Source organism: Streptomyces sp. NPDC029674, from assembly GCF_044903205.1.
Lineage (GTDB): Bacteria > Actinomycetota > Actinomycetes > Streptomycetales > Streptomycetaceae > Streptomyces.
On the sequence record NZ_JBJDPY010000013.1, the window covers coordinates 101,250 to 123,006 of the forward strand.

Genomic DNA, 21,757 nt, shown 5'->3' on the forward strand with positions numbered 1-21,757 from the left:
GGCCCCCGCGGGGCCCACGAGCCGGGCCGGGCCCGGGCCCGGCCCGTCGCCCCTCGGCCTGCGGTAGCCCGCCGGCCCCGGGCCGGCCCCCCCGGCCCGCGGGGGGCCCCGCCACGGCGGAAGAACGCGCGGTGGCGCTGTCAGTGACCGCCCTTCCTGGCCAGGGCGCAGGTCGCCGTGGCCGTCTTGTCCGGGTCGCTCACCGAGCGGGCGGTGAGGGTGAGGCGGCCCTGCGGGCGGGCGTCCGGTTTCGCGGTGACGGCGACGTCCACGTCGACCGTGGCGCCCGCCCTGGCGGTGGTCAGCTTGTTGGGCAGCCAGGCGGACCAGCCTCGGCCGGAGGTCTTGGCGGAGAGCCGGTAGACGTCGGAGTCGAGGTGGCGGGCGACGTCCTCGGGGTGGTCGCCCGGCGGGTCGGACAGTGCGCGGCCGGTGTTGGTCAGCGGGAAGGTGCAGGTGGCGCGGCTCTTGACGGGGTTGCCGGCTGCCTCGCCGCGGCCCAGCGCGGTGCCGCGGCGCTGCGGGCCCGCGCCGTCCAGTGACTTGACGGCGATCGTGTAGGAGAGCACGCCCGAGCGGGTGCGGTGGATGTCGGTGACGTAGAAGTGCAGGCGGTTGGCGCGGTCGACGTACTCGTAGGAGCTGCCGGAGTCCGCTCCGGCGTGGAAGAGCGCGTCGCTGAGCTGGCGGTAGTCGCCCATGGTGATCTTCTGCGGGGTGCCGTCGGGGCGGGTGAAGTCGACCATGTCGATGTCCTCGGGGTGGGCGTCGATCACCCAGGCGAAGGGCGCCCGGTCCTCGTTCTTGGTCTTGGTGATCAGCACGCCGTTGTCCGGGGTGAAGGAGTCCATGCCCATGCGGTCGACGACCTCGAGGGTGTAGTTGTCGTAGCCGCCGCCGTCGCACAGCGGATCGGTGCCGCGGTCGCAGGCGGGGGACAGGTCGCGGGACATGGCGATGTTGACGCCCGCCAGGCCCTTCGCGCCGGGCGGCGCGGAGCGCGCGGTGACCTTGGCGACGGCCATCCCGGAGTCGTCGAGCGCGTCGCGGTCCAGGCGCAGCACGTTCTTCTCGTCCACGATGCCGAGCTGGAGCTTGTCCCGCAGGATGTGCTGGGAGCCCATCGAGCCGCCTTCGGTGGCCGGGATCTTCCAGCGGGTGTGCGGCCCGCCGGGGCCGTTGAACGAGCCGCGCGAGAGCATGCTCCAGATGCCGGTGTAGGCGCGGCTCAAGGGCTTGCCGTAGGGGTTGTTGTAGTTGTCGCCGATGCCCAGGATGTGGCTGAGCTCATGGGCGTACACCCCCATGCCGGAGCTCTCGGCCTGGGTGGAGGAGCCGTCCGTGGCGTTGGGCCAGATACGGGCCGCGGCCTGCCAGGAGGTCCACGGTACGTAGCGGGTGGCGGCGGAGTTGGCGCCGGAGGCGATGGGGGAGGGTGGTCCCCAGGCGGCCGGTACCTGCCCCTCGGAGCCGAACTTCATTTGGCCGAACTCCTGCCAGGTGGAGGACTCGTCCTGCCCGGCGGTGAGGTAGAAGACGAAGTCGAACTCGGCGGCCTTCGGTTCGCCGACCTCGGCGACCCAGGCCGCCCTGGCGTTTTCGCGGATGTCCTTGCCGCAGGTGGTGCCGGTCGGGCAGGCGCCGGGATTCATGGCGGGCTCGATGCCGTACTGGAAGGACTTGAACGGCATGCGGTACACGCCGAAGGCCTCCAGGTCGACGCCGACGCGGCCGCCGGAGTCCTCCATCCAGTACTCGTTGATGGTGTGGCCGCGGTTGAGCGCGCCGGGTTTGTTGAGGAAGTCCTCGTAGAACTTGGGCAGTCGGGCGCGCGGGACGTTGGCGGCGGCCGGCTGGGGGTTGCCGAAGACGGTCGAGCCGGGCGGCCGGCTGACGGTGAACTCCTCGTCGGGGTAGTCGAGGAGCACCAGCGCGCCCCTGACGGTCCGGTCGGTGGGTTCGAGGCCGGGGTCGGCCCAGTCGGTGCCGGGGACGGAGCGGTACTCGCGCCAGGTCATGTCGTCGGGGTTGCGCCAGTTCTGCGGGTCGATGGGCCGGGCCAGGGACGGCCGGGCCCGGTCGTCCCGGCCGGTGGCGCCCGTGTCGTCGGGCGTCGCCCGTGCCGTGCCGACGGCGGCGGCCGCCAGGGCGGCGAGGACGGCGGCGACGACGGTGGTGCGACGGGCCGGGCCGCGGCGCGGACGGGCGGAGGGTCCGCGCGCGGTGCGTCTGTGACGGAGGAACATGGCTCACCTCGTGCCTCTTGCCGGGGCAAAATGGACAAGTGCATGACAAGCCGTTCGAGTGGTGCGTCATCCGCTGCAAAGGTAAGCCGCCCGCAGCGGTGATGCCAGAGTGCCGATTGGGCCGTTCCTGTGACAGGCCACGCGCCCGTCACGGTGCGTCAAGTGCCTCAGCGGCGGGCAGGATTGGTTTCCTGTCGCTCGGCGAGCCGCACACCCGGCCGCTCAGCGCCACCCCCGCGGAAGGAGCCGACCCATGGCGGACGACCGGCACGGTCACCCGATGTCACGCACCAGCACCGAGGCCGTCGACCACTACGAACAAGCCCTGGAACACCTCCTTCTCTTCCGCCCCGAGGTGGCCGACGCCTCCCGGCGGATGCTGGCCGCCGCACCGCGCTCGGTCATGGGCCACGTCCTCGCCGCCCACCTCGGCCTCCTCGGCACCGAGGAGAAGGACGCCGCCGACGCCCGCGCCGCCTTCGAGCGCTTCACGGAACACGTCCACCGCGGCGAGACGACCCCGCGCGAGCGGATGCACGTCGCCGCCGCCACCTCCTGGCTCAGGGGCGACATCCACCACGCGGGACGGGTGCTCGGCGAGATCTCCGTGGAGTACCCGCGCGACGTGCTCGCCCTGGCCGTCGGCCACCAGATCGACTTCTTCACCGGCGACGCGCCACGGCTGCGCGACCGCATCGGCGGCGCGCTCTCCGCCTGGGACACGGCGGACCCGCACTATGGCCCCGTCCTCGGCATGTACGCCTTCGGCCTGGAGGAAGCCGGCCACTACGAACAGGCCAGGGACACCGGCCTCGCCGCCCTCGACCGCCGGCCGCGCGACGTCTGGGCCGTCCACGCCGTGGTGCACACCTACGAGATGCAGGGCCGGTTCGCCGACGGCATCCGCCACCTGGACGCCCGCACCGAGGACTGGGCCACGGGCAACTACCTCAACGTGCACAACTGGTGGCACTACTGCCTCTACGCCCTGGAGGCCGGTGACGTCCCCCGCGTACTGGAGATCTACGACACCGCCCTGCACCCCGAGGGGTCGACGGGCGCGGCGATGGAGCTCCTGGACGCCGCGTCCCTGCTGTGGCGGCTGTACCTTTCCGGCCACGACGCGGGGGACCGGTGGCAGCGGCTCGCCGACGCCTGGGCCGCCCGCCACGACGGCGCGTACTACGCCTTCAACGACGTGCACGCGGTGATGGCGTACACCGGCGCGGGCCGCACCGCGGAAGCCGAACGCCTGGTGCGCGAGCGCGAGCGCTATGTCGCGGACAGCGGATCACGCCAGTCCAATCACGCCATGACCGCGGACGTCGGACTGCCCGTCTGCCGCGCCCTGATCGCCTACGGGCAGCACCACTACGACCGGGCCGTGGACCTCCTGCTCCCCGTCCGGCACCGCCTGGGCGAGTACGGCGGAAGCCATGCCCAGCGCGACGCCGTGCACAAGACGCTGCTGGAGGCCGCCCTGCGCGCGGGCCGCCACGAACTGGCCCGCACGCTGCTGAGCGAGCGCATCAGCCTGCGCCCCGACTGCCCGTACAACTGGCTGGCGCAGGCGCGCCTGGCCGACGCGCTCGGAGAGGGCGCGCGGGCCGCCGCGGCCCGCGCGAGGGCGGCCGGCCAATCCGCCAAGGGCGTGGCGGCCCTCAAGCGCTGAGCTGCGGCGCGACACAAGGGGAGCCGACCATTCCGCGCCAATGATGCAGAAACCGTTGACACGTGACTGCACCCTGTGGCCTAGAAAGGGAGATCCGCTCTCCTCCCATGGGATGACTCCGCGCGCAGTGCAGTACAGCGACCGTGGGCCGATAGTCCGGCTCGCAGGCGGACTTGGGGCCCGCAATCGGCAGTGAGGATGGAGAGGCATCCTGCTGGACCCGCTGACGTGCGCCGATCGCACCGGCAGAGGGTCGTCCACGCCTGCCGAACTCGACGGGAGTCCCTTTCGCCGTGGCTACGTTCCTGTACAAACTAGGCCGCCTCGCCTTCCGGCGACGCCGCTATGTGGCGTTGCTCTGGGTGGCGCTGATGGCCGGAGCCATCTTCGCCGCCTCGGCCGCACCCGCCGCGCCCGAAGACTCCTTCTCGATGCCGGGCACGGAGTCGCAGAAGGCCTTCGACCGCCTCGAGGAGCGCTTCCCCGACGCCAGCGCCGACGGCGCGAGCGCCCGAGTCGTCATCCGCGCCCCCGAGGGCGAGAAGATCGACTCCGCCGAGCCCAAGGCCGAGGTCGAGAAGATGATCGCGGCCATCGGCAAGGGGCCGCAGGTCGTCGGCGTCGACGACCCGTACAAGGCCAAGACCGTCAGCAAGGACGGCTCCACCGCCTACGCGTCGGTCACCTACAAGGTGCCCGCCACCGAGCTCACCGACGAAGCCCGTGACGCGCTGACCAAGGCCACCGACCAGACCCGCAAGGCGGGCCTCACGGTCGAGACCGGCGGCGACGCCGTCATGGCCGAGCAGGAGATGGGCGGCACCGCCGAACTCATCGGTATCGCGATATCCGCGGTCGTCCTGCTCCTCACCTTCGGCTCGCTCGTCGCCGCCGGCATGCCGCTGCTCACCGCGATCATCGGGGTGACCATCGGCATCTCCGGCATCGCGGCGCTCGGCAGCCTCCTGGACCTCTCCGCCACGACCTCCACGCTCGCGATGATGATCGGCCTCGCCGTCGGCATCGACTACGCCCTCTTCATCGTCTCCCGCTACCGAGCGGAGATAGCCGAGGGCCGCGAACCCGAGGAAGCGGCGGGCCGGGCCACCGGAACCGCGGGCTCCGCCGTCGTGTTCGCCGGCCTCACCGTCGTCGTCGCCCTCTCGGGCCTCGCGATCGTCAACATCCCGATCCTCACCAAGATGGGTCTGGCCGCGGCGGCCACCGTCGTGATCGCCGTCCTCATCGCGCTCACCATGATCCCCGCGCTGCTCGGCTTCGCGGGCCGCAAGGTGCTCCGCCGCAAGGACCGCAAGAAGTCCGCGAGCGAGCTGCAGGACCCGAACGCCAAGCCGAAGCTCGGCACCCGCTGGGCGCGCTTCGTGCTGCGCCACCCGCTCTCCGTGCTCCTTGTCGCCGTCATCGGCCTCGGCGCCGTGGCCGTCCCGGCCGCCAGCCTGGAGCTCGGCCTGCCCGACGAGGGCTCCTCGGCGCCGGACACCACCCAGCGCAAGGCGTACGACATGCTGTCCGAGTCCTTCGGCGCCGGCTTCAACGGCCCGCTGATGGTCACGATCAGCAAGGACGCCGACGTGGCGGGAGCCGCCAAGTCCGTCGGCGACTCGATCGCCAAGATCGACGGCGTCGCCGCCGTGACGCCCGCCCAGCCCAACAAGGCCGGCGACACCGCGATCATGAACGTCGTCCCGGAGACCGGCCCGAGCGACCACGAGACCGAGGAACTGGTCAAGACGATCCGCTCGACCGCCGACGGCCTCGGGTCCGACACCGGCTCCGAGATCCTCGTCACCGGCCAGACCGCGATGACCATCGACTTCTCGCAGACCCTGGACGACGCGCTCCTGCCGTACCTCGGTCTCGTCGTCGGCCTGGCGTTCCTGCTCCTGATGCTGGTCTTCCGCTCGGTCCTCGTCCCGCTCAAGGCGGCGCTCGGCTTCCTGCTCTCGGTGGCCGCCGCGCTCGGCGCCGTGGTCGCGGTCTTCCAGTGGGGCTGGCTCGCGGACGTCGTGGGCGTCGACCAGCCGGGCCCGATCATGAGCATGATGCCGATCTTCATGATCGGCGTGGTCTTCGGCCTGGCGATGGACTACGAGGTCTTCCTCGTGACCCGGATGCGCGAGGCGTACGTCCACGGGGCGCGCCCCGGCGAGTCGGTCGTGACCGGCTTCACGCACGGCGGACGGGTCGTGGCCGCGGCCGCGGTCATCATGATCAGCGTCTTCTCCGGCTTCATCATGGAGAACGACGACATGATCAAGATGATGGGCTTCGGTCTGGCCGTCGCCGTCCTCTTCGACGCCTTCGTCGTCCGCATGGCGATCGTGCCCGCCGTCCTCGCCCTGCTCGGCAAGTCCGCCTGGTGGCTGCCGCGCTGGCTGGACAAGGCGCTGCCGAACGTCGACGTGGAGGGGGAGAAGCTCCACAGGAACCTCGGCGACACGGGGCCGTCCGACGCGGAGAAGGACCGGGAGCTCGAGCCTGTGGGCAGGTGACGCAGCACCGCTCCGTACGGGCGGGCCGGCCGGGACACCCCACGTGGACAGTGGGAGTGGCCCGGGCGGCCCGCCCGGCCCTTTTTCCGGGGCAGGGGCTTCCCTCCCCGTCGCGGCGTCAGCGGCGGTCCGCGTAGACCATCCAGAGTGGACGAAGAGGTGGTGCGGGGCGGGGCGCGTGCTGTCGCGGAAGTAGGCGCCGGGGACGTGGTCGTACGAACGGGCGTACAGCGGCGCCTTCCTGAGCACGTTCCACAGCGAGCTGCGCACCGGGCCGATCGCCGGGGGCAGTTTGCTGGAGTACACGCCCATCAGGCGGCTCATACCGCCCTCGACCTTCTCCACGTAGACGATGTCGGCCTGGTCGAGTCCGGTGTGCGGCCTGGCCCGGCGCGCTTTGTCGAACTCGACGGCGAGCACCGGGCCTAAGGCGGGCCGACGGCGAGCGTCGCGGTGGCGACCAGCGCGAGGGCTCCGGTGGTGAGGCGGGTACGGCGGGTGGCCCGGACCGTTGTCGCAGCCTGCAAGGCGTCTCCGGTGCCGCAGGTCTACCTCCGGGGGCCATGGGGCCACCCCCGGACGTCCCGCGTGGCCCCGCCGCCAGCGGCGACATTCGCACCGGCAACCGCCCTGCGCCCCGGATCTGCCGAGCCGCGCACCCGTCGGAGAGAATCATGCGCATGGCAGCACTGAGCGAGATCCTCCCCCTGGAAGCCGTGCTCCTCGACGCCCCGGCGGCCGACTGGCGCGCGGCCGTCCGGCACGCCGGTGGCCTGATGGCCGCCACGGGCGCCGCCACGGACAGGTACACCGCGGAAATGATCGAGAACGTCGAGGAGAACGGGCCCTACATCGTCATCGCGCCAGGGCTCGCCTTCGCACACGCCAGACCCTCGCCCGCCGTCCTGCGCACCGGCATGTCCTGGGTGCGCCTCGCGGACCCCGTCGAGTTCGGGCACGAGGCGAACGACCCGGTCGAGTTGGTCGTCGGCCTCGCCGCGCGGGACGCCGCCGAACACACCGCGGCGATGGGCGCGCTCGCCCGGCTGCTCGCCGACCCCGAGACGGCACGCGCCCTGCGCGAGGCACCCACTCCACGGGCGGTGCACGCGATCCTCGGCGGCGGTGGCGGTGGTGGCGGCGCGGCTGTTCGGCCGGGGCCGAGTGAGGAGGCGGCGCGCGGCGGGGATCGGCGCGGCGACGACCTGCACAGGATCCTGACCGTGTGCGGCAACGGCGTCGGCACGAGCCTGTTTCTCAAGCAGACCGTCGAGGGCGTCCTGGACCGCTGGGGATGGAGCCGTTACGTCACCGTCGAGGCGACGGACACCATCTCGGCCAGGGGCCGGGCGGACGAGGCCGTCGCCATCCTCACCTCGCGGGAGATCGCGAGGACGCTCGGCGACGTGGGGATCCCGGTGAAGGTCGTCGAGGACTTCACCAGCGCGGCGGAGGCCGACCGCGTGCTCAGGGACACGTACGACGTCTGACCCGTACCGGGCAAGGAGAAAGAACCACCATGGACTGGCTCGTGTCGACCGCCGAGTTTCTCGTCGACGAGATCCTCAGCCAACCCGCCTACCTCATCGGCCTCATCACGGCCGCGGGCCTGATCGCCCTGCGGAAGCCCGCCGGGCAGATCGTCGGGGGAGCCATCAAGGCGACACTCGGCTTCCTGCTGATCGGGGCGGGCGCGACACTCGTCGTCGGCGCCCTCGCCCCGCTCGGCGACATGATCCAGGGCGCCACCGGGGCGCACGGCGTGATCCCCACCAATGAGGCCATCGTCGGCATCGCACAGGAGCAGTACGGCGCCCGCGTCGCCTGGCTGATGATCCTCGGCTTCGCGGTCAGCCTGCTCCTCGCCCGCTTCACTCCGCTGCGGTACGTCTTCCTGACTGGTCATCACATGCTGTTCATGGCAACGCTGTTGACGATGGTCCTTGCCGTCGCGGGCCGGTCGTCGTGGGTCGTGGTCGTCGTCGGCGGCGTACTGCTCGGCATCCTGCTGGTGTCCCTGCCCGCCTTCGCGCACCCCTGGACCAAGCGCGTCACCGGCAACGACAGCGTCGCCATCGGCCACTTCGGGACGGCCGGGTACATCGCGGCGGGCGCGACCGGACAGTTGGTGGGCCGCCGCAGCCGCAGCACGGAGGAGATGAACCTCCCCGAAGGGCTGCGCTTCCTGCGCGACTCGATGGTCGCGACCGCCCTGTCCATGGTCCTGATCTACCTCATCATGTCGCTGGTCTTCCTCGGGAAGGCCGGCAAGGAGGAGGCGTTCAAGGCCTTCGGCGAGAGCGGCGCGGCGGGTGCGAGCGGCGTCGGCGACTACGTCATGCAGTCCGTCATGCAGGGCCTGCAGTTCGGCATCGCCGTCGCCGTGATCCTCTTCGGCGTCCGCACGATCCTCGGCGAACTCGTCCCCGCCTTCCAGGGCATCGCCCGGAGACTCGTGCCCGGCGCGGTGCCCTCCCTCGACGCGCCCATCGTCTTCCCGTACGCGCAGAACGCCGTCCTCGTCGGCTTCATCTGCAGCTTCGTCGGCGGCCTCGTCAGCCTCGGCCTGCTCGCCTGGATCTTCCACCCGGCCTTCGGGCTCGCCCTCGTGCTGCCCGGCCTGGTCCCGCACTTCTTCACCGGCGGCGCGGCCGGTGTCTACGGCAACGCGACCGGCGGCCGCCGCGGCGCGGCACTCGGCGCCTTCGTCAACGGCGTCCTCATCACCTTCCTGCCCGCGCTGCTCCTGAAGGTCCTCGGCGCCTTCGGCGAGGAGAACACGACCTTCGGCGACGCCGACTTCGGCTGGTTCGGCACGCTCGTCGGCTACGCGGCCAAGACGGGGGAGACCGGCGGAATCGTCCTGATGCTGCTGATCGGCGCGGCCGTCCTGCTCGGCGCGATCGTCGTCCAGAAGCGGGTCGTGGAGACCGGCTGGGACCCCGGCGCCCACCGCGACGCGCTGCTGCCGCCGAACGACGTGGCCCGCACCCCGGCCGCCGACACGGCCTCCGGGGACTCCGCGCCCGCGTACGCGAAGATCGCAGCCCCGCGCGGAGCGCCGAAGCCCCCTCCGCCGCCCGGCCGGGCCTAGAACGGCCGGAAATATCGGGTGGGGGCCGCAGGGAGCCGCCTGCCATGATGCCGATCATGAGCAGCGATCTGCGGCGGAGGTACGCCGCGTACCGATGGACTTCCGCGACGGACGGCGCATCGGCCGCCGAGGTGCACCACCTCACCGGAGCCGGAGCCGGAGCCGCCGAACCCGAGTTGTACGTGAAGACGGCCCCCGTCCCCCACGACGGCTCGCCCTCCGAACTCGCGGGCGAGGCCGACCGCCTCGCCTGGCTGGCCGGCCGGGGCATCCCCGTGCCGCGCATCGTCGAGCGCGGCGCCGACGACCGCCTGGCGTGGCTGGTGACCGAGGCGGTGCCCGGCAGGCCGGCCGCCGACGAGTGGCCTCCGGAACAGCGGTTCGCGGTGGCGGAATCGCTCGCCGACCTCGCCGCGGCCCTGCACGGACTGCCCCTGGCGGACTGCCCGTTCGACCGCGGCCTGACGGTCACCATGGAGCAGGCCGCACGCAACGTCGCCGACGATCTCATCGACCTGGACGACCTCGACGACGAACGCGCCGGCTGGTCCGGGCAGCACCTCCTCGACGAACTGCACCGCACCCGCCCGGCGGCGGAGGACCCGGTGGTCGCCCACGGCGACCTCACCCCGGAGAACGTCCTGCTCGACCCGACGACCTGCCGCGTCACCGGAGTCATCGACGTCGTCCGGCTCGGCCGGGCGGACCGGCACACCGACCTCGCCATTGCGCTGCGGGAGCTGACGCACGAGGAGGACCCCTGGTTCGGACCGGCGCACGCCGAACGGTTCCTGCGGCGGTACGAGGAGCGGACGGCAGCCGGGGCCGACGTGATCGACGACCGGAAGCTGGCCTTCTACCGGCTGCTCGACGAGTTCTTCTGACCGGGCGGGCCGGACGGCCGGGCGGCCTCTGAGCAGGGGCGTACGCGGTGGTGGTGTGCGCTCGGGTGTGCCACCGCCGTGACCGCCGTGCAAGTTGTCAGGCAGATCAGTTGCGCACTAGTGTCACCACGCCTTGGTGCTCGGGAAATCCGGTGTGATGCCGGTGCGGCCCTCGCCACTGTGATCGGGAAGTCCGGCTCCAGCCCTCGCGGCAGCCACTGGGTACGCACGTACCCGGGAAGGCGGAGTCCGGTCGGTACGACCCGTCAGCCAGGAGACCGGCCAAGGCACGTTGTCCATCCACGAGGTGCTGGAGAGGGTCTGCTGAGCCATGCACATAGCCGAGGGTTTCCTCCCGCCGGCGCACGCGATCGCCTGGGGCGTAGCGTCCGCGCCGTTCGTCGTCCACGGAGTCCGCTCCCTGACCCGTGAGGTCAAGGAACACCCGGAGAGCACGCTGCTCCTCGGCGCCTCCGGGGCCTTCACGTTTGTCCTTTCCGCGTTGAAAATCCCTTCGGTGACGGGCAGTTGCTCGCATCCGACGGGGACCGGGCTCGGGGCGATCCTGTTCCGGCCGCCGATCATGACGGTGCTCGGCACCATCACCCTGCTCTTCCAGGCGCTGCTGCTCGCCCACGGCGGACTCACCACCCTGGGCGCCAACGTCTTCTCCATGGCGATCATCGGCCCCTGGGCGGGCTACGCGGTCTACCGGCTCCTCAGGCGGTACGACGTGCCGCTCATGGTCACCGTGTTCTTCGGGGCGTTCGTCGCCGACCTGACCACGTACTGCGTCACCAGCGTCCAGCTGGCCCTGGCGTTCCCCGACCCCGGCAGCGGGTTCCTGGGCGCCCTGGGCAAGTTCGGCGGCATCTTCGCCGTCACCCAGATTCCCCTCGCGGTCAGCGAAGGCCTGCTCACCGTCCTGGTGATGCGCCTGCTCGTGCAGTCGAGCAAGGGCGAGCTCACCCGCCTCGGCGTACTGCCGCAGCGCAAGGGGACCACCACGACGACCGAGACGCAGACGGGGGCCAGTGCCTGATGAGCCGGAACGCGAAGATCAACACACTGCTGCTCCTCATCGTCGCCGCGCTCGCGGTGCTGCCCCTGGCGCTCGGCCTCGGCGACGACGAGGAAGAGCCGTTCGCGGGGGCCGACGCCCAGGCCGAGACGGCGATCACCGAGCTGAAGCCGGACTACGAACCGTGGTTCTCGCCGCTGTACGAACCCCCGTCCGGCGAGGTCGAGTCGGCACTCTTCGCCCTCCAGGCGGCCATCGGCGCGGGCGTCCTCGCGTACTACTTCGGGCTGCGCAAGGGACGCCGCCAGGGCGCGGAACAGGCACGCGCCGAGCAGGCACGCGCGGAACAGGCGCGGGCGGAAGAAGTGCCGTCCGACATCGGGCAGGACTGACCCGGCGTGCTGCCCATCGACGCGGCGGCGCACAGCAGCCGCTGGCGCCGCCGGCACCCCGTGGACAAGGCCGTGCTGGGCCTCGGCCTCACCGCCCTGGCCATCTCGCTGCCGCCCTGGCCGGGCGCCGTCCTGGTGCTGGTCACCGCGCTGGTGCTGCTGCTCGGCCCGGCGGGCGTGGAGCCCGGCAAACTGTGGCGCGCCTACCGCGTGCCGCTCGGCTTCTGCGTGACCGGGGCGCTGACCCTGCTCGTCCAAGTCGGCGGTCCCGGCGGGTTCGTGGCGTTCGCGGACGGCGGTCCTGCGCGCGCGGGGGGTCTGCTCCTGCGGACCTCCGCCGCCTCGCTCGGCGTGCTCCTGTTCGCGTTCACCACGCCGATGTCGGACCTGCTGCCCCGCCTGGTGAAGGCGGGGGTGCCCGCGCCGGTCGTGGACGTGGCACTCGTCACGTACCGGATGAGCTTCCTGCTCCTGGACTCCATGAGCCGGATCCGGCAGGCGCAGGCCGCCCGGCTCGGCCACACCACCCGCGCCGCGACCTGGCGCTCCCTCGCCGGTCTCGGCGCCACCGCGTTCGTGCGGGCCTTCGACCGGGCGGGCCGGCTGCAGGCCGGGCTCGCCGGGCGCGGCTACGACGGCACCCTGCGCGTCCTCGTGCCCGAGGCCCGGATCTCCCGGCCCTTCCTGGCCGCGGGCGCGGCACTGCTCGTGGGCCTGGTGGCTCTGACCCTCGTACTGGAAAGGTTCCTCCCATGAGCACCATGAGCGCCGGCAGCGGCACGAGCGCCGTGAGCGAACCCGTGGTCGCTCTGCGCGCGGTGTCCTACGCGTACGAGGACGGGCCCACCGTGCTCAGCGGCCTGGACTTCGACGTCGTCGAGGGCCGCGCCCTCGCCCTGCTCGGCCGCAACGGCAGCGGCAAGACCACCCTCATGCGGCTGCTCAGCGGCGGACTGCGGCCCGCCGCGGGCGAGCTGACCGTCGAGGGCGTCCCCGTGACGTACAACCGCAAGGGCCTGACCCGGCTGCGGACCACCGTGCAGCTGGTCGTGCAGGACCCGGACGACCAGCTGTTCGCCGCCTCGGTCGGACAGGACGTCTCCTTCGGCCCGCTGAACCTCGGCCTGCCCGACGCCGAGGTCCGGGCCCGGGTCGCCGAGGCGCTCGCCGCACTCGACATCGTCGCGCTCGCCGACCGGCCCACCCATCTGCTCTCCTACGGCCAGCGCAAGCGGACCGCCATCGCCGGAGCCGTGGCGATGCGCCCCCGCGTGCTCATCCTCGACGAGCCGACCGCGGGCCTCGACCCCGACGGCCAGGAACGCCTCCTCGACACCCTGCAAGGCCTGCGGGACACCGGGACGACCGTCGTGATGGCGACCCACGACGTCGACCTGGCCCTGCGCTGGGCCGACGACGCGGCGCTGCTCACGCCCTCCGGGGTGCGGACCGGGCCGGTGGCCGAGACGCTGGCCCGGCGCGACCTCCTGGCGGAGGCCGGGCTGCACCTGCCGTGGGGGATCGCCGTCGGCGAGCTGCTGCGCACGTACGGCCTGGCGGCGGAGGCGGCGCAAGAGCCGCGTACCGCGGAGGAGTTGGCGGCCATGGCTGCCGGGGCCCCCGGCCCGGACTCTCAGCAGTGCCGGTACACGTAGCCGTCCTCGCCCGCGGGCCGGACGTCGCGGTCGCGCAGCGTGACGGACAGCTCCTTGCCCCACGTCTGGCAGGCGGTGTCGAAGTCCTTCGTCACGTACTCGATGTCGAAGACCTTCCCGTCGTACGCGGACACGAAGTCCGGGCACTCCTTGTAGCGCGCGCACTCCTCGGTCACGGCGAAGTCGAAGCCGATCCGCTCGCGGTGGTCGAGCAGGTCGGTGGTGTTCTTCTGGGCGATGGCCAGCCCCTCGCTGTGGGCGCGCCGGGCCAGGAGCCGGGCGAAGGCGGCCGCGTCACCGGTGGTGAGCAGGCCGTCCGAGCGTTCGTAGGAGTCGAGGTTGTCGGGCTCCACCGCGTCGAAACCGGCCTCCGCGCAGCCGTCGATCCACTTCCCGACGATCTCCGCGAGCGCCGCGCGCTTCTTCTCCGTCGAGATGTCGAGCAGGGGTTCCTGCCAGTCCTCGTCGACGACCTCGTGGCCCTCCTCGTCACGCAGCAGAAGAGTGCTGTGCTCGCGCTGCCACCAGCGCGCGGCCGCCTTGCCCGGCTGGGCCTGGAAGGCGTTGACGTAGCAGATGTTGTAGCGGCCCGGGGCGGGGTCGGCGGTGCGGTCGCGCGAGACGGCGCGCACCTTCGACGGTGGCGCGTACGGGCCGCCCAGCTGGTAGTCGAAGGCCGCGTCGACAGGAGGCTGCCGCACCTCGTCGCGGCCGGATCCGCCGGAGTCACCCGGTCCGCCGGACCCGGCGGTCGAGCATCCGACGCATCCGGCGAGGAGGGCTCCGACGAGAAGGGCGAGGAGCGGCGCGCCACCCCGACCGGTGCGCGTGCGTCGGCGGCGCGAGGTGTCTGCCGAGCGCCGCGCGGAGGGGTGCTCGTCGCTCCGCGCGGAGCCGTTCTTGCTGGTACGCCACTTGATCACGGTCACCCGGACAGGATCGCAGCCCCCGCCCCCGGCCCGTGCGCCGGGCGTCCGGTCAGGAGAGCTTCAGCGCCTTGGCCGCCTCCGTGGCCATCCCCGCCTCGCCGAGGGCGTTGGGATGCACGGGCACGAAGTTCGTGCCGAAGAGGACCGGCTCGATCCAGCGCCGGCCCACGGGCTGACAGGCGTCGTGCGCGTCGGACGCGGCGGCCAGGTCGACGAACGTCGTGCCGGTCTCGGTGGCGGCCCGCTGCGCCGCGCCGTTCAAGTGCGTCTGCACGTCACGGAGGTAGGGGACGTCGCCGTCCGCGATGGGCAGCTTGGCGAAGCAGCCGGGCACGGCCTTCGCGGGGGTGATCCACGGGTAGCCGAGGATCGCGATCCTCGCCTTCGGTGATCTGTTCCTGATCTCGTTGAGGGACGCCTTGATCGCCGGGTACGTCTTCGTCTCGATCTGGTCCTTGAACATGTCGCCGTACTGGTCCTTGCACGGACTGCCCTTGCCGCCGGAGAGGACGCCCGCGCTGCCGCAGGAGAGGATCGCGTTGATGAACGTGTTGTTGTCGTTGCCGCCGATGGTGAGCGTCACCAGCTCCGTGTCGCTCTTCAGCGCGTCGAACTGCGGGGCCACGCCCGGGTACTGCGACGTGGTGAAGTGTTTCGTCTGCGCGCCGCCACAGGTCACGTCGGTGAGCCGGGCGCCGGACGAGGCGGCGATGAGGTGCGGGTAGTTCAGCGACGTGCGGGCGCAGAGGAGAGGCGCCCGCGTGTCGAGGGGCAGCACGCCCGAACCGGCGCTGTAGCTGTCGCCGAGGGCGACGTAGCGCAACGGGTCCCGGGTGTCGGTGGCGGCCGCGGGGCCGGCGCCGAGACCGAGAGCGGCGATTCCCGTGACGGCGGCGAGGGCCGCCACTGTGCGGCGCGGGGCGGGCATGCGCATGAGGATTCTCCTGCGGGGAGGGAGGAAGCGGGGGTGAGGGTGGGAGTGGGGCATGAGGGGGCGCTCGAAAAGGGTTCGGGCAACGTAGTGCACGATTCTGCGGTGCACTACATGCACACGTGCGTATCCGCGCCCGAACTCTTGGCAGTTGGGTGACAAGCTCACCCGCCGGTGCGCGTCCTTGGCGCCTTTCTCAGCTTCCGCTCCGCCTTGTGGACCTTCCCCGCACATGCCGATGGGGGCGAGCAGCGCCCGGCGCTGCTCGCCCCCATCGGCATCGGTGTCCCGGAATCAGCCCTTGAGGATGCGGCGGATGTTGTCCGCGTTGCCGCAGTGCGCGGAGAGTTGCTTCTCGCGCTCCTTGAGGAAGGCCGAGCCGAGTTCCTCGCGCCGTTCCATGGGCACGTTCTCGCGGGCGCCGTTGAGGATGGTGCGCTCCTCCTCGTCCGTGTGGTGGTTGACGGCCTCGATGAGCTCCTCCAGCTTCTCGTCCCACTCGTCCGAGCCGACGTCCTCGACCTCGAGCAGCGCCAGGAGAGCCTTGTTGCCCTCCTCGTGCTCCTCCTCGCCGTGCTCGACCTCTTCGTCGTCGATGTTCTTGAACCGGCGCAGCGCCGGGTACACCTCGGCCTCCTCCGCCAGGGCGTGCGCGATCAGCAGATCGGCGAACTCGCCGAGCGCGGCGGCCCGGTCGGCGTCCACGCTGCGCATGTCGCGGAAGAGGTCCTCCATCGTGCGGTGGTCCTGGAGGATCAGCTCGACGACGTCGTGCGTCGGGGTCATGGGGGTCTGCCTTTCCGGTCTGGGGGAGCGGTCTCCCGTTTCGGCAGCCGGGTACCCCGTGCTCGGGGATCACCCGTAGGGAGGCCGCTCAGGAAGCGGTGTCTTCCTGCCGGCTGTCGTCGAGCAGTCGTGCGACGAGCCGGTCCACCTCGCTGTGGCTGAGGTGCAGGAGCAGGGCGTCCTCGGGCGCCCCCGGCGCGGCGGGGGCGACGACGAGCCGTACGTGCTCGCCGGCCGGCCCCGGTGGTGGGTCGGTGAAGGCGGGCGGCTGCGAGGTCCGCCAGGAGATCAACGCGTCACGCAGCCGTCCGTGCGCCGATGACGTGTCGCGTGCGGTCCAGCGGGTGGTGACGGCGTCGAGGCCGTCGGTCCGCTGCGTGCCGTTGCGTGCTGTGCTGTTCGCCATGGCTTCATCCTGAGCACCCGGCGGGCTGTCCGCCTCCCGTCGGCCGCAGAGGGAGTATGCGGGGGCGGTGGGGCGGATGGGGCTGAGCGGTTTTTGTCATCAGCCGTGGGGCAACCGAGAGGTGTAAGGCCGTGTGACCCCACATGGCAATTGACAGCTATTGAGCCACGGCTCTCGAGCCATGGCTACTGCTCTTTGGAGGCCCGATCATGCTGAAGGCCATTGCAGATGTTCTCCGAGCCATCGGTGGAGCCATCGCCACGGTGGTCACCCTGCCGTTCCGCGCGGTCGCGCGGCTCTTCGGCGGAGCCTCCGACACGGCCCACGGCCATCACTGAGAAATCCTGAATTGCGCTCGAAAAGATTTGGCGCTCGAAAAAAACAAGCGGTCACGGGAAGGGGGCCGGGGTGAAAACCCCGGCCCCCTTCCCGTGACCTGTGATGCGCGGTACCGGATGCCGCTTTCGGCTACCAATAATGCTTTCGTCCGCCCACCGAGTGCCCCACGGCTCCGAGAACCCACAGGACCGCACCGATGACGACGAGTACGACGCCAATGGTCCAGAGGATGGAAACGCCGGTCAGCAGACCGAGGACGAGCAGGATGAGGCCGAGTGCGATCATGGATCCTCCAACCCTCAGAACAATTTCAAGTGTACGCCTGCCGAGCGATCTCCGACCGGCGAGACGGAGCCCTGACCGGCGGTTCAGAGCGGATCTGACCGGCGGATCAGCGCTGAGTCGACCGGTTTCAGTGACCCGGGCCGCTGTAGTACCCACCGAGCTGGTCGCGGTAGGCCGGGTCGCCCAGGTGCTTTTCCTTGTCGAACTCGGGCGCGTTCTTGATCTGCTCCTTGGTGAGCGAGACCAGGATCCGCCGTTCCTCGTTGTCGATCGCCGTGACGGTGCTGGCCGGCAGCAGAACTTCCTTGCCGAAGATCCATACTCCGGTGTCGACGACGATGTACTGGTTGGCGACCTCGTCGGAATGCTTGTCGACCTTGCCGATGTGGCCGTCGGCGGCCTCGACCTTGTACCCGGTGAGGTCGGCGTCCGGGCCGTGGCCCGCGGTCGGAACGTAGCTCCACATTTCGTTGTTCATTCAGGACTCCTGAGTCGATACCTGTGGTGCGGAATCTGAATACCGGAGGGAGTCGTCATGATCAACCGCTCCTGTACACCGGGTGTCCTGTCGGAGCGCCGCCAAACAGAAGAACCGAAAAACACCCGTCACACCGGGCGGATGTGTCCGGCGTGACGGGCGAGGCGCCGAATACGGGGAACCACCAAAAACATTCCGCTTCTCGGGTCGGGTCGCGCGTGAGGGCGTCGGGCACCACCGTGGCCAGCGGGTTTTCATCGGCCCCCGCGGGAGACCACTAGAGTCACCGGAATCACGAGAGACACGAGAGGGAGCAGCCATGCGAGACCTCGCGGCGGGGGTGAAACGCTTCCAGCGGGACGTCTTCCCGGCCAAGGCGGAGCTGTTCGCGGGCCTGGCCACCCGCCACGCCCCGGACACGCTGTTCATCGGCTGCTCCGACGCGCGCGTCGTGCCCGAACTGATCACCCAGCGCGAGCCGGGCCAGCTGTTCGTCGTCCGCACGGCGGGAAACCTGGTACCGGCGCACTCGCCGTACGCGGCCGACGGGGTCGCCGCCGGTGTCGAGTACGCGGTGGCCGTCCTCGGCGTCGGCGACGTCGTGGTGTGCGGGCACTCCGCGTGCGGCGCGATGACCGCCCTCGCCGAGGGCCGCGACCTCGGCGGGGCCCCGGCCGTCGCCGACTGGCTGCGCCACGCGGACGCCGCCCTCGCCCGTACGTCCGACTCCCTGACCGGCGCGGAACGGGTGGCGGCCCTGACCCGGCAGAACGTCCTCGCCCAGCTGACCCACCTGGCCACCCACCCCTCGGTGGCCCGGGCCCTCGCCCGCGGCGAGCTGACGCTCCACGGCTGGGTCTACGACATCGCCACCGGCACCGTCGACGACCTCACGCAGACCACCACCCCTTCAGCCACCCAGGCCGCCACCCCGGCAGCCTGATCCCCGAGCAGACGGACGGAGAGGCGAATGGCGCAGACCGACGACGTGGTCCGCCTGGTGCGCGATGTTCTCGGCGCGGGCGACATCGTCGGTGTGTACCCGCACGGCTCGGCAGTCCTCGGCGGACTGCGCCCGCACAGCGACATCGACCTCCTCGTCGTCGCACGGCGGCGCACGACGGCCGGGCAGCGCCAGGCCCTGACGGACGGTCTGCTCGCCCTGTCGGGCAGCGGCGCCCCGGGCGAGCCCCTGCGCCCCGTCGAGCTGACCGTCGCCGTCCAGGACGACATCCGCCCTTGGGCGTACCCGCCCCGCTGCGAGTTCCAGTACGGGGAGTGGCTGCGCGATGCGTACCTGCGCGGCCGCACACCGGAGCCCGGAGCGAGCCCGGATCTCGCGCTTCTGGTCACGATGGTGCTTCGGGGAAGCGTGGCCCTGCTGGGGCCGGACCCGGACCAGGTGCTCGACCCGGTACCGCCCGCGGACGTCGCCCGCGCGATGGTCGCCGGCGTCCCCGAACTGCTCGCCGAACTCGGCACGGACACCCGCAACGTCCTGCTGACTCTCGCCCGCATCTGGACGAGCCTGGCCACGGGCGACATCACGTCCAAGGACGCGGCGGCCGACTGGGCGCTGGCCCGGCTGCCCGCCGTGCACCGGCCGGTTCTCGCCCGCGCCCGCGCCGTCTACCTGGGGGAGGAAGAGGAGCGCTGGGACGATCTCCTTCCGCAGGTGGAGCCGCACGCCCAGTACGTCGTCCGGCGGATCGGCCGGCTCGCGACCCATTGACATCCGCTGCCCCTGAGGTGAAGCTCCAAGACGCCCGTGTTAACGCTAACACCGGGCTGAGGCACACCTGAGGGAGTCCATCCATGTCAGGTAGTCGTCACCCTTCGCGTCGTCCCCCTTCGCCGAGGACCCACAGCGCAGCCGGACCGCTCGAGCGCCGCACCCTGCTCCTGGCCACCGCCGCGGCGGCGACCGGCGCGCTCGCCACCGCGTGCGGCACCGCCGAGGGACAGCCCGCCGGGAAAGTCGCCGTGCTCGGTGACAGCGCGCAGTGGGAGAAGCCGATGGCGGCGGCGGGCGCGGCCATGAAGACGGTGTCGGCGCCCCGGCTCGTCCCCGAGGTCATTCCGTTCCTGGAGTCGTTCGAGCAGATCGTGCGGTCCTCGCTGCGGACCAACAGGACACCCGACATGCTCAAGTACTGGTCCGGCTACCGGCTCCAGGACCTCGCCCGCACCGGCGGCATCGCCGACCTGACCCGGCAGTGGGAGGACGCCGTCGCCAAGGGCTGGGTCGACGCCTCCCTGCGCGACGCGTTCACCTACCGCCGGCGCGTCTACGGCCTGCCGATGAACCTCGCGTACTGGGTCTTCTACTACAACCCCGAGGTCTTCCGGGAACACCGTCTCGAAGCCCCCCGGACCTGGGACGACTTCCTCACCGCCTGCGCGCGGCTGAAGAAGAACGGCATCACTCCGCTGCACGGCACCGCGGGCGACCGCTGGCCCTCCTTCATCTGGTTCCAGGAGATCCTCAGCCGCCAGGACCCGCGCTTCTACGCCGACTTGATGAACGGCCGCGAGCGGTACACGGACCCGCGCGCCGAACGCGCCCTGCGCACCGTGGCGTCCTTCTTCGACAAGGACTGGTTCACGCCCATGGACACGAACCACCCCGACGCCGCGGCCGCCATGCTGCACGGCGAGCTCGGCATGGTGCCCTGCGGGACCTGGCTCGGCTCCACCCTGGCGGCAGCGGGCGGCAGACCGGGCAAGAACCTCGGCGCGTTCGTGCTCCCCATGGCCGACCCCAAGGCACGCCCCGCCGTCATCTTCGAGTCCAGCGCCCTCCTCGCCACCGTCAAGGGCCCCGACCGCACGGAGGCGCTGCGGGCCACCGGCTCCTGGCTGCACCCCAAGGTCATGAAGGCCTTCTCGCACACCCTCCAGGACGGCTGCCCCAACCCGAAGGTCGAGGCGGCCAACCCGGTCATCGCCTCCCTCGCGAAGAAGGTCCGCGGCGACAGACTGTGGCTGCTCAACCGCTTCTGGGAACAGGGCCCGCCCGAACTCGTCGAGGCGACCGTCGACGACCTCGCGGGCTTCCTCCTGAACCCGTCCTCGTACCGCCAGACGCTGCGCACCATGCAGGACCGTGCCGACGACGCCTGGCAGGTGTGGCGGGAGGCGGAGAAGACGTGACCGAGACCGTGACCCCCGCGCACGGCGCCGCGAAGCCCGCGCGGACGCGCCGCAGGGTGCCGACCCGCACCCCGCACCAGGCCGCGAAGGCGGGCGGCGGCAGGCTCGGCGGCCCCCTCGCCGCTCTGCCCTGGGCGCTGCCCGCCTTCGCCTTCGTCGGCGTGCTGCTCGTCTATCCGTTCTTCCGCAGCGTCTACGGCAGCTTCTTCGAGGACAACGGATTCACCAGCAGCTTCACCGGATTCGACAACTACGCGCGCCTCGCCGACGACCCGATCTTCGGCCGTTCGCTGCTCAACACCCTGATGTGGGTGGCCGGCACGCTGCTGCTGCCCGTCCTCGCCGGGCTCCTCATCGCCGTCGCCACCCACCGGATGCGGCTGGGCGGCACCGTGCAGCTGATCATCGTGCTGCCGTACGCGATCTCCGGCACCGCCACCGCCGTCGTCTGGTACTTCATGCTGCAGTCCGAGGGCGCGCTCAACCAGGCGCTGCGCGGCGTCGGCCTGGACGGCCTGGCCCGCTCCTGGCTCCTGGAGTGGCCGCAGAACACCCTCTCGATGATCGTCGCCAGCACCTGGCAGGCCACCGGTCTGAACGTCGTCCTCTTCGCGATCGGCCTGCGCGCCATCCCGCGCGAGACGGTCGAGGCCGCCGAGCTGGACGGGGCGAGCGGCTGGCGCATGTTCCGGTACATCACGCTGCCCGGCCTGCGCGCCGTGACCGTCGTCGTGGTCGGCATGGCCATCGTGAACAGCCTCAAGGCGTTCGACATGATCTGGATCCTCACCCAGGGCGGCCCGTCCCGCTCCTCCGAGACCCTCGCGCTGAGCATGTACCGCGAGACGTTCCGGCTGTTCCACGTGGGGTACGGCTCGGCCATCGCGCTGGTCCTCTCGGTGATCGTCGTCGCCTCGTCCTGGCTGTATCTGCGCCGCCAGATGCCCGACACCCGCACGGCGAAGAGCTGAGG

General features: G+C 71.4%; 21 protein-coding genes, 1 pseudogene and 1 riboswitch. Of the genes and pseudogenes, 14 read left to right on the forward strand and 8 right to left on the reverse strand.

Going from position 1 to position 21,757, the window contains the following annotated elements; all coding sequences use genetic code 11:
• Positions 1-140: 140 nt before the first annotated feature.
• A complete protein-coding gene (locus ACI2L3_RS28540; RefSeq protein WP_404755254.1) occupies positions 141-2,246 on the reverse strand; it encodes a M6 family metalloprotease domain-containing protein in 2,106 nt (701 codons plus the stop codon).
• Between the two features lie 253 nt (positions 2,247-2,499).
• Between ACI2L3_RS28540 and ACI2L3_RS28545 the strand changes: the two genes are divergently transcribed.
• Positions 2,500-3,918, forward strand: a complete 1,419-nt coding sequence (locus ACI2L3_RS28545) for a tetratricopeptide repeat protein (protein WP_404755255.1) — start codon at positions 2,500-2,502, stop codon at positions 3,916-3,918.
• A 293-nt stretch (positions 3,919-4,211) separates the two neighbouring features.
• Positions 4,212-6,431, forward strand: coding sequence for an MMPL family transporter (locus ACI2L3_RS28550; protein ID WP_404755256.1), 2,220 nt, complete (start codon positions 4,212-4,214; stop codon positions 6,429-6,431).
• Between the two features lie 270 nt (positions 6,432-6,701).
• On the opposite strand, the pseudogene ACI2L3_RS28555 reads toward ACI2L3_RS28550, so the two are convergent.
• Positions 6,702-6,851 (reverse strand): annotated as a pseudogene (locus ACI2L3_RS28555) (DUF3048 domain-containing protein); the annotation flags it as partial.
• 260 nt (positions 6,852-7,111) lie between these two features.
• Between ACI2L3_RS28555 and ACI2L3_RS28560 the strand changes: the two are divergent.
• The 7 genes from ACI2L3_RS28560 to ACI2L3_RS28590 all read left to right on the forward strand — a co-directional run bounded on the left by ACI2L3_RS28560 (position 7,112) and on the right by ACI2L3_RS28590 (position 13,477).
• A complete protein-coding gene (locus tag ACI2L3_RS28560) occupies positions 7,112-7,921 on the forward strand; it encodes a PTS sugar transporter subunit IIA (RefSeq protein ID WP_404755257.1) in 810 nt (269 codons plus the stop codon).
• Between the two features lie 29 nt (positions 7,922-7,950).
• Entirely contained in the window at positions 7,951-9,525 is a 1,575-nt protein-coding gene (locus ACI2L3_RS28565; RefSeq protein ID WP_404755258.1) for a PTS ascorbate transporter subunit IIC, read from the forward strand.
• 53 nt (positions 9,526-9,578) lie between these two features.
• A complete protein-coding gene (locus ACI2L3_RS28570) occupies positions 9,579-10,409 on the forward strand; it encodes an APH(3') family aminoglycoside O-phosphotransferase (protein WP_404755398.1) in 831 nt (276 codons plus the stop codon).
• 117 nt (positions 10,410-10,526) lie between these two features.
• A riboswitch (cobalamin riboswitch) is annotated at positions 10,527-10,711 on the forward strand.
• Between the two features lie 29 nt (positions 10,712-10,740).
• Entirely contained in the window at positions 10,741-11,451 is a 711-nt protein-coding gene (locus ACI2L3_RS28575) for an energy-coupling factor ABC transporter permease (protein WP_404755259.1), read from the forward strand.
• Positions 11,451-11,822 (forward strand): energy-coupling factor ABC transporter substrate-binding protein, encoded by a 372-nt coding sequence (locus tag ACI2L3_RS28580; RefSeq protein WP_404755260.1) that lies wholly within the window; start codon positions 11,451-11,453, stop codon positions 11,820-11,822. Before ACI2L3_RS28575 ends, ACI2L3_RS28580 begins: the two co-directional genes overlap by 1 nt.
• A gap of 6 nt (positions 11,823-11,828) precedes the next feature.
• Entirely contained in the window at positions 11,829-12,578 is a 750-nt protein-coding gene (gene cbiQ, locus ACI2L3_RS28585) for a cobalt ECF transporter T component CbiQ (RefSeq protein ID WP_404755261.1), read from the forward strand.
• Between the two features lie 32 nt (positions 12,579-12,610).
• Complete coding sequence (locus ACI2L3_RS28590; RefSeq protein ID WP_404755399.1) at positions 12,611-13,477, forward strand: energy-coupling factor ABC transporter ATP-binding protein; 867 nt, start codon at positions 12,611-12,613, stop codon at positions 13,475-13,477.
• Here ACI2L3_RS28590 and ACI2L3_RS28595 read toward each other — a convergent pair.
• The 4 genes from ACI2L3_RS28595 to ACI2L3_RS28610 all read right to left on the reverse strand — a co-directional run bounded on the left by ACI2L3_RS28595 (position 13,456) and on the right by ACI2L3_RS28610 (position 16,529).
• Positions 13,456-14,406 carry an endo alpha-1,4 polygalactosaminidase gene (locus ACI2L3_RS28595; RefSeq protein WP_404755262.1) on the reverse strand — a complete coding sequence of 317 codons (951 nt, stop codon included), beginning with the start codon at positions 14,404-14,406 and terminating at the stop codon, positions 13,456-13,458. The genes ACI2L3_RS28590 and ACI2L3_RS28595 overlap by 22 nt on opposite strands.
• Before the next feature lie 49 nt (positions 14,407-14,455).
• Positions 14,456-15,340 carry an SGNH/GDSL hydrolase family protein gene (locus ACI2L3_RS28600; RefSeq protein WP_404755263.1) on the reverse strand — a complete coding sequence of 295 codons (885 nt, stop codon included), beginning with the start codon at positions 15,338-15,340 and terminating at the stop codon, positions 14,456-14,458.
• Positions 15,341-15,631: 291 nt separating this feature from the next.
• A complete protein-coding gene (locus ACI2L3_RS28605) occupies positions 15,632-16,123 on the reverse strand; it encodes a hemerythrin domain-containing protein (protein WP_404755264.1) in 492 nt (163 codons plus the stop codon).
• Positions 16,124-16,211: 88 nt separating this feature from the next.
• Positions 16,212-16,529, reverse strand: coding sequence for a hypothetical protein (locus ACI2L3_RS28610; protein ID WP_404755265.1), 318 nt, complete (start codon positions 16,527-16,529; stop codon positions 16,212-16,214).
• A gap of 209 nt (positions 16,530-16,738) precedes the next feature.
• Between ACI2L3_RS28610 and ACI2L3_RS28615 the strand changes: the two genes are divergently transcribed.
• Positions 16,739-16,867: an LPFR motif small protein gene (locus tag ACI2L3_RS28615; RefSeq protein WP_263398772.1), complete on the forward strand. Its 129-nt coding sequence runs from the start codon at positions 16,739-16,741 to the stop codon at positions 16,865-16,867.
• A gap of 130 nt (positions 16,868-16,997) precedes the next feature.
• On the opposite strand, the gene ACI2L3_RS28620 is transcribed toward ACI2L3_RS28615, so the two are convergent.
• Both ACI2L3_RS28620 and ACI2L3_RS28625 read right to left on the reverse strand, forming a co-directional pair.
• Positions 16,998-17,153, reverse strand: a complete 156-nt coding sequence (locus tag ACI2L3_RS28620; protein WP_362990556.1) for a DUF6131 family protein — start codon at positions 17,151-17,153, stop codon at positions 16,998-17,000.
• Positions 17,154-17,280: 127 nt separating this feature from the next.
• The gene (locus ACI2L3_RS28625; RefSeq protein WP_404755266.1) at positions 17,281-17,631 is read right to left on the reverse strand and encodes a PRC-barrel domain-containing protein; all 351 of its coding nucleotides are present in this window, start codon (positions 17,629-17,631) and stop codon (positions 17,281-17,283) included.
• Between the two features lie 319 nt (positions 17,632-17,950).
• On the opposite strand from ACI2L3_RS28625, the gene ACI2L3_RS28630 reads away from it, so the two are divergent.
• From ACI2L3_RS28630 to ACI2L3_RS28645, 4 genes are all read left to right on the forward strand, one after another.
• Complete coding sequence (locus ACI2L3_RS28630; protein WP_404755267.1) at positions 17,951-18,574, forward strand: carbonic anhydrase; 624 nt, start codon at positions 17,951-17,953, stop codon at positions 18,572-18,574.
• Positions 18,575-18,601: 27 nt separating this feature from the next.
• The gene (locus tag ACI2L3_RS28635) at positions 18,602-19,363 is read left to right on the forward strand and encodes an aminoglycoside adenylyltransferase family protein (RefSeq protein WP_404755268.1); all 762 of its coding nucleotides are present in this window, start codon (positions 18,602-18,604) and stop codon (positions 19,361-19,363) included.
• 83 nt (positions 19,364-19,446) lie between these two features.
• On the forward strand, positions 19,447-20,784 hold the full coding sequence (locus ACI2L3_RS28640) for an ABC transporter substrate-binding protein (protein ID WP_404755269.1): 1,338 nt from the start codon (positions 19,447-19,449) through the stop codon (positions 20,782-20,784).
• Positions 20,781-21,755 (forward strand): carbohydrate ABC transporter permease, encoded by a 975-nt coding sequence (locus tag ACI2L3_RS28645; protein WP_404755270.1) that lies wholly within the window; start codon positions 20,781-20,783, stop codon positions 21,753-21,755. The genes ACI2L3_RS28640 and ACI2L3_RS28645 overlap by 4 nt, the downstream gene beginning before the upstream one ends.
• Positions 21,756-21,757: the final 2 nt, after the last annotated feature.

Bases quoted from the DNA above. Each gene is read 5' to 3' on its own strand.
- ACI2L3_RS28540 (WP_404755254.1), bottom strand. From the start codon at position 2,246: ATGTTCCTCCGTCACAGACGCACCGCGCGCGGACCCTCCGCCCGTCCG.
- ACI2L3_RS28545 (WP_404755255.1), top strand. From the start codon at position 2,500: ATGGCGGACGACCGGCACGGTCACCCGATGTCACGCACCAGCACCGAG.
- ACI2L3_RS28560 (WP_404755257.1), top strand. From the start codon at position 7,112: ATGGCAGCACTGAGCGAGATCCTCCCCCTGGAAGCCGTGCTCCTCGAC.
- ACI2L3_RS28565 (WP_404755258.1), top strand. From the start codon at position 7,951: ATGGACTGGCTCGTGTCGACCGCCGAGTTTCTCGTCGACGAGATCCTC.
- ACI2L3_RS28575 (WP_404755259.1), top strand. From the start codon at position 10,741: ATGCACATAGCCGAGGGTTTCCTCCCGCCGGCGCACGCGATCGCCTGG.
- ACI2L3_RS28580 (WP_404755260.1), top strand. From the start codon at position 11,451: ATGAGCCGGAACGCGAAGATCAACACACTGCTGCTCCTCATCGTCGCC.
- ACI2L3_RS28600 (WP_404755263.1), bottom strand. From the start codon at position 15,340: ATGCGCATGCCCGCCCCGCGCCGCACAGTGGCGGCCCTCGCCGCCGTC.
- ACI2L3_RS28605 (WP_404755264.1), bottom strand. From the start codon at position 16,123: ATGACCCCGACGCACGACGTCGTCGAGCTGATCCTCCAGGACCACCGC.
- ACI2L3_RS28610 (WP_404755265.1), bottom strand. From the start codon at position 16,529: ATGGCGAACAGCACAGCACGCAACGGCACGCAGCGGACCGACGGCCTC.
- ACI2L3_RS28615 (WP_263398772.1), top strand. From the start codon at position 16,739: ATGCTGAAGGCCATTGCAGATGTTCTCCGAGCCATCGGTGGAGCCATC.
- ACI2L3_RS28620 (WP_362990556.1), bottom strand. From the start codon at position 17,153: ATGATCGCACTCGGCCTCATCCTGCTCGTCCTCGGTCTGCTGACCGGC.
- ACI2L3_RS28625 (WP_404755266.1), bottom strand. From the start codon at position 17,631: ATGAACAACGAAATGTGGAGCTACGTTCCGACCGCGGGCCACGGCCCG.
- ACI2L3_RS28630 (WP_404755267.1), top strand. From the start codon at position 17,951: ATGCGAGACCTCGCGGCGGGGGTGAAACGCTTCCAGCGGGACGTCTTC.
- ACI2L3_RS28635 (WP_404755268.1), top strand. From the start codon at position 18,602: ATGGCGCAGACCGACGACGTGGTCCGCCTGGTGCGCGATGTTCTCGGC.
- ACI2L3_RS28640 (WP_404755269.1), top strand. From the start codon at position 19,447: ATGTCAGGTAGTCGTCACCCTTCGCGTCGTCCCCCTTCGCCGAGGACC.